Annotated in this window: 7 protein-coding genes; 6 read left to right on the top strand and 1 reads right to left on the bottom strand. The window is 39.2% G+C overall.

Annotation, left to right across the window (positions count from 1 at the left end):
• A partial coding sequence (locus FTU62_RS04760; protein WP_180101977.1) for a sulfate ABC transporter substrate-binding protein occupies positions 1-862 on the bottom strand: 862 nt, incomplete at its 3' end.
• Positions 863-1,045: 183 nt separating this feature from the next.
• Here FTU62_RS04760 and pabC point away from each other — a divergent pair.
• The 6 genes from pabC to FTU62_RS04730 all read left to right on the top strand — a co-directional run bounded on the left by pabC (position 1,046) and on the right by FTU62_RS04730 (position 6,054).
• Positions 1,046-1,855 (top strand): aminodeoxychorismate lyase, encoded by an 810-nt coding sequence (pabC, locus tag FTU62_RS04755; RefSeq protein WP_180101976.1) that lies wholly within the window; start codon positions 1,046-1,048, stop codon positions 1,853-1,855.
• Position 1,856: 1 nt separating this feature from the next.
• A complete protein-coding gene (gene mltG / locus FTU62_RS04750; protein ID WP_180101975.1) occupies positions 1,857-2,909 on the top strand; it encodes an endolytic transglycosylase MltG in 1,053 nt (350 codons plus the stop codon).
• Between the two features lie 9 nt (positions 2,910-2,918).
• On the top strand, positions 2,919-3,524 hold the full coding sequence (tmk, locus tag FTU62_RS04745) for a dTMP kinase (RefSeq protein ID WP_180101974.1): 606 nt from the start codon (positions 2,919-2,921) through the stop codon (positions 3,522-3,524).
• Between the two features lie 68 nt (positions 3,525-3,592).
• Positions 3,593-4,012 (top strand): PaaI family thioesterase, encoded by a 420-nt coding sequence (locus tag FTU62_RS04740; RefSeq protein WP_180101973.1) that lies wholly within the window; start codon positions 3,593-3,595, stop codon positions 4,010-4,012.
• Between the two features lie 195 nt (positions 4,013-4,207).
• Positions 4,208-5,176, top strand: coding sequence for a hypothetical protein (locus FTU62_RS04735; protein WP_180101972.1), 969 nt, complete (start codon positions 4,208-4,210; stop codon positions 5,174-5,176).
• Positions 5,177-5,187: 11 nt separating this feature from the next.
• Complete coding sequence (locus FTU62_RS04730; protein WP_180101971.1) at positions 5,188-6,054, top strand: histone deacetylase; 867 nt, start codon at positions 5,188-5,190, stop codon at positions 6,052-6,054.
• Positions 6,055-6,061 lie beyond the last annotated feature (7 nt).

Below are 6,061 nucleotides of genomic sequence, written 5' to 3'. Positions count from 1 at the left end.
CATTTTTATATTTTGCTAAAACTGCCGCATTACGTGGACGATAATAGTTCTGTGCGGCAATAGTTTGACCTGCAGGTGAGTACAGATAATTTAAATACGCTTTGGCTAAATTTTCATTGCCATCTTTCTTAGCATTTTTTTCTACAATCGCAATAGGGGGCTCGGCCAAGATAGAAAGTGAAGGGGTCACAATCTCAAACTTACCCGGCTGTTCACGAACTGCCAAATGTGCTTCATTTTCCCAAGCCAATAGCACGTCACCAATGCCACGTTCAGCGAATGTAGTTGTTGCACCACGAGCACCTGAATCGAGGACTTTGGTTTGCTTATAAATTTGACGGACAAATTCTTGGGCTTTTGCATCATTACCACCTGCTTGATGTTTTGCCCAAGCCCACGCTGCTAGATAGTTCCAGCGCGCACCACCCGATGTTTTTGGGTTCGGGGTAATAATGTCGACACCCGGTTTAATTAAATCGCCCCAGTCTTTGATGCCTTTCGGGTTGCCTTTATGTACTAAGAACACAATGGTTGACGTATACGGCGTTGAATTTTGTGGGAATTTCTTTTGCCAGTCTTTTGCAACTAAACCACGTGCAGCAATTTCATCAATATCTGCAGCCAAGGCCAAAGTGACGACATCGGCATCTAGACCATCAATAACAGCACGAGCCTGTTTACCTGATCCACCATGAGATTGTTTAAAGTTAATGTCTTGGCCTGTGGTTTTTTTCCAGTAAACACTAAAGTCTTTATTGAAGTTGTCATACAATTCACGGGTTGGATCATATGACACATTTAAGAAATCTTTGGCAGATGCACTGAATGCTGTGGCAGAAATGAATGCAGCCAAAACCCCCAAGTTTTAATTTAGATAGATTCATGTTGTCCTCAATTTTTATACATGTTTTGTTGGATGAGGCAAGAATATCTGTAGTTTTTATGCAGAAAAAATAATTAAAAAAGAATTTAATATGAACAAAAAAGAAATATATGCTGAGCGATTATTTTTTAAAATAAAGTGATGTAATTGGGATGACGACGTATGCAGTGTTTTAAAAATGCGCAGCAAATAGAACAAGTTAATTTACTTGATCGAGCCTTTCACTATGGCGATGGCTGTTTTAGCACGGCACGTATTCGCCAAGGACAAATAGAACTTTTAGCTTTGCATATTGCACGATTAAAACTGAGCAATGAGCGATTAAAGCTAAATGCAGATTTAAACCTTATTGAAGACACTTTAAAATTGTTACGTAAACAAGATGTCGTCAATGGCACTTTAAAAATTGTGTTGAGTCGTGGTATTGGTCAGCGTGGCTATAGTTTACCTGAGCACCCAGCAGATGTTTGGGTGTTTTATTACCCCAAAACCGTTGCAGATTTTGAGTACGAAACTGTCGAAAGTGGTGTATTACATCAAGCTATTGGGTTAACCATGCCAAGTTTGGTGGGCTTAAAGTCCTTAAATCGATTAGAACAAGTCATGCTCAAAGCAGAGTTGGATCAAACTCCATGGGGCGAAGCTTTGGTGACGGATGTGCAAGGTACAGTTGTTGAAGGTGTGAGCAGTAATTGTTTTATTCGTACAAATGAAGGATGGATTACGCCTGAACTTCGTTATAATGGCGTGCATGGTGTCATGCGTGCAGAAATTTTAAAACGGATGCAGCAGCATCAGATTCAATGTAATCAACGTCACGTCAATATGGATGAAATTACGCATTTTCAGAGTGTTTTTTTCTGCAATGCTTTAAGTCCCATGAAAATTGCATCAACTCTGAATGGGGTTGAGTTAGATGTTCAAGCTTGTATTGAACTTTTCCGAACACTTCAATTAAGTCAGATTCGTTAATATGTCCACCGCGTCTAAAAAAACAAATAAGAAAAAATCTGCCAAAGCAGGTTTTCCATTTAAAGCATGTTTGGTTGTGCTACTTGGTATCGTTGTACTTGTGGCGATTTTACTGTGGTCGAGTTTATTTAAAGCCTATCCCGTGGAAGGCAAAAAGCAAATGTTGGCGATTGGTGCAGGGGATACCTATTCAGGTTTTATTGACCGACTGGCCAAAGAGAAACAAGTTCATTTTCCTATTATTTTGAAGTTGTACCAAAAGTTCATGATTAATGACACCTTAAAAGCAGGTGTGTATGAAATTCATGAAGGTATGAGTGTACGAGAAGTTATGGAGTTGATTTCTAATTCTGAAAATGCGCAAATGAATCGAATTTTAGTGATCGAAGGGACGACATTTAAGCAACTGATAGATGCTTTAAAAAATGACCCATTGGTAACGCATGACATTAGCAATCTGCCTTATTCAAAGATTTTGCAGGAACTGGGTATTCCGTATTCACACCCAGAAGGTTTATTTGCTCCGAATACTTATTTCTTTGCAAAAGGCGAGTCTGATCGCAAAATTTTGAAGGATTTGTATAACCGACAAATCAAAGCCTTAGATCAGGCTTGGAACAATCGAGCTCAAAATTTACCGTATAAAGATAAATATGAAGCCTTGATCATGGCGTCGATTATTGAAAAAGAAACCAGTATTGATAGTGAGCTTGAACAAGTGTCTGGTGTATTTGTGCGTCGTCTCAAACAAGGGATGCGTTTGCAAACAGATCCAACTGTGATTTACGGTATGGGTGATAAATACCAAGGCAATATCACTCGTCAAGATTTACGTACACCTACAGCATATAATACTTATACGATCAATGGCTTACCACCAACACCGATTGCTTTGCCAAGTCAAAAAGCTATTGAAGCCGCGATGCATCCTGATTCATCTAACAATATATATTTTGTTGCAACAGGAAATGGCGGCCATAAATTTAGCAGTAATTTGCAAGACCATAACCGCGCGGTACAAGAATATTTATCTGTAATTCGTGCGAAAAATTGAGGAGTGAGCATGTTTATTAGTTTTGAAGGCACGGAAGGTGTGGGTAAAACCACATTGATTCGTAAACTACGTGAGCATTTCCAAAATTTGGGTAAAAATGTCGTACTTACACGTGAGCCGGGTGGTACACCTATGGCTGAACAAATTCGTGCATTACTTTTGGCCGTCAATCATGATGAAGCAATGAGTGATGATACAGAGTTGTTACTTATGTATGCTGCACGCGCACAGCATTTGGCGCGCGTGATTTTACCTGCATTGGCAGAAGGTAAAATCGTTTTATGTGATCGTTTTGCCGATTCGAGTTTTGCTTATCAATGTGCAGGACGTGGTTTAGATCGTGACAAGCTCAATGTCTTAAATGCAAGTTTTGTTGCGCGTATACCGGATATTACTTTTTGGCTTGATGCACCGATTGAAACAGGAATGTTAAGAGCAAGAGAGCGTGGTGCTTTAGACCGTTTTGAACAAGAGAAAGCAACTTTCTTTGAGAAAGTAAGATCAGGTTTTGCTGAGATTCATCAAACGCACCCTGAACGAATGAAACGCCTTGACGCAACCCAAACACCTGAGCATGTTTTCCAACAGGCATTATCGCATCTACAGCAGATCTAAAATGCCATAGTATTTGTTAGGCAATTGATTTAAAAATCATCCATAGCAAAAGTTATGGATGATTTTTTATGCATGCTACAAAACAGGAGATTATCAATTTCCTTAAGACTGAATTTGCGCCAAGCTTAAAGCATTGCACTATCGTTGAAGTTGGTGAAAAGGCTGCCACTTTAATTTGGCATGTGACTGAAAAAGATTTGCGGCCTGGCAATACTGTTTCAGGCCCGACTATGATGACTTTGGCGGACTTTGCGCTATATGTGGCTATATTGGGGGAGATCGGGATTGTAGGACTGGCGGTCACGACCAATATGAATATTAATTTTTTAAGAAAACCAGAAGCCAATAAAGACTTAATAGGCGAGTGTCGATTGTTAAAAGTGGGCAAAAGTATAATTTATGGTGAAGTGTTGGTGTATTCAGCAGGTGTGGATGAGCCCGTTGCACATATAACAGGGAGTTATTCGATTCCTCCGCAGCGACATTGAACTGAAAATATGCAGTTGATCCATTAGATTGGATTAAAATGCAGCAGTCTGTCTAAATAAATTGTGCATTGGTTGGTGAATTTTCTGCGTAGTGTATTTTTATTTGCATAATTTCAAGAGCTTAGTGGAAATCAATCAACTCATAAGTGTTATTTTAAATCTATAATTGAATCACAGATTTGATTGGTTAAATACATGACTGCTACTGCACATGAAGTTGTTCGGCTCTTTCAGGAGCATGCATATCCTTTGTCAGAAAAATTGACAGAAATGTTGAATGAGCATTACTCACATCAAACTGAACGACGTGGCTGTGGCTATACCCAAGCCACACGTGTGTTAGCTGAATATATTAATGTGCCGCGTGCATCACATGAATTTCAAGATCTCAAACTTTTTGATCAATATGACACGCATGGTTTACGCAAAATTTTAGATCATAGTCGTGCTTATCATTTAGATTTGTCTAGTTGGCGTCATCTAGATTTAAATCAAAATTTAAATCAAAATATTCAGCAATTGAAACAATCCCCAGGCTTTTACGAGGTTTTACAGAAAGAATTACATCTTCAAAAAAGTTTGCGTCAAATCCAGCAACATGCAAATTTGGAAGAAAGTCAGCTTATTTGTTCCTTGATTGAAGATGTGATTTTGCCAAAATCCTCGATTGAAAACCAAATTGTTGAAGTGCAAGCACTGGTTGATAAGCCAAAAGTTGGCTCATGTCCAATGGCTGAAAATTTCTTTTTGAAAATTGCACATCGACGTGTATTACGTAGCGGTGAAATTAATATTTTTGTAGATGAATACGGTCAGCCCTTATTTATGGAAAAGTTAAATATGGGGGATAACCATTCTTGTATCAGCTTGAAACCTGTACTCATGAATGGTGTTCGTATTCCAGCGGGTTCACTTTTTTCCGTCGATTATGATCCAGAACAATTAGTTGAAAAACGACAAAATCGTGAGTTTAAAGGTTTTGTGATTCCTTATCAGGCCATTTCTGGTTGGTGGTTTTTACGCTTAACGACTTTGGCTGTGTCGCCACAAAATCGAAAACGTGCATTCAGTACGCATTTTCAGCAGCAAGTGGATAATGGTCTGTATAGTCCAGGTACGACTGAGCTTCAGCAATTAATAGATGTGGCAATAGCGCAACTTTGAGTGTTTCCATCATGTTAGATGTATGCTTTTCGCCAAAATATTTTGCTCATACCCATACCAATAGTATGGAAAAATTATTAGCAGTTGGAACAGCTTTAGAACAATGGCAGAACATCCGAATACACGAACCTGAGTGTATTGACGCTGAAATTTTAAGCCAAGTGCATGATCCTGCTTATGTGGACGCATTTATGACAGGGCAGCCCACTAAGCTTGCGACCTTTTCAGGTTTTAAGCCTTGGAATACTCAGCTTCGAGATGCCGTGCTGAGAATAAATGCAGGGCAGTTGATGGCAGCAGAAATGGCTTTGCAAAAAGGCATTGCAGCAAATGTTGCACAGGGTTTTCATCATGCAGTGTATGAATATGGCGGATCATTTTGCACATTCAATGGTTTGGCTTTGGTGGCACAGCAGAATCCGAATAAAAAAATCTTTGTACTCGATTGCGATCAACATGGGGGGAATGGCACAGCTGAGTTTACTAGACGGTTAGATAACCTTTTTAATTTTAGTATTTATGGGCTACATTTTGGTTGTCCTACTTATGAACGTTCTTTAACTCGGCATGTGCATAAAGATCGTGGAAATTTCGCACAATATACTTTGGCTATACATGAAGGAATACAGCAAGCTAAAGCATGGGGTGCAGATTTAATTATTTATCAAGCAGGGATGGATTGTCATCAAGCTGACCCTTTTGGTTCATCATGGTTTAGCACCGCTTTGATACAGAAACGCGAAGAAATGGTCTTCAATTTGGCTAAACGTGCAGATATTCCGCTGATGTTTGTATTGGCTGGGGGCTATCAAAATATGAATGATCTTGTAAATCTGCACTTAGAAACTTTCAAAGCGGCATTACATATTTATGGGTAGTAAAATC

It is taken from the genome of Acinetobacter sp. YH12126 (assembly GCF_013418745.1).
Lineage (GTDB): Bacteria > Pseudomonadota > Gammaproteobacteria > Pseudomonadales > Moraxellaceae > Acinetobacter > Acinetobacter amyesii.
Note: the sequence above shows the minus strand (reverse complement) of the source record. Positions and strands in the feature narration are given on the sequence as shown.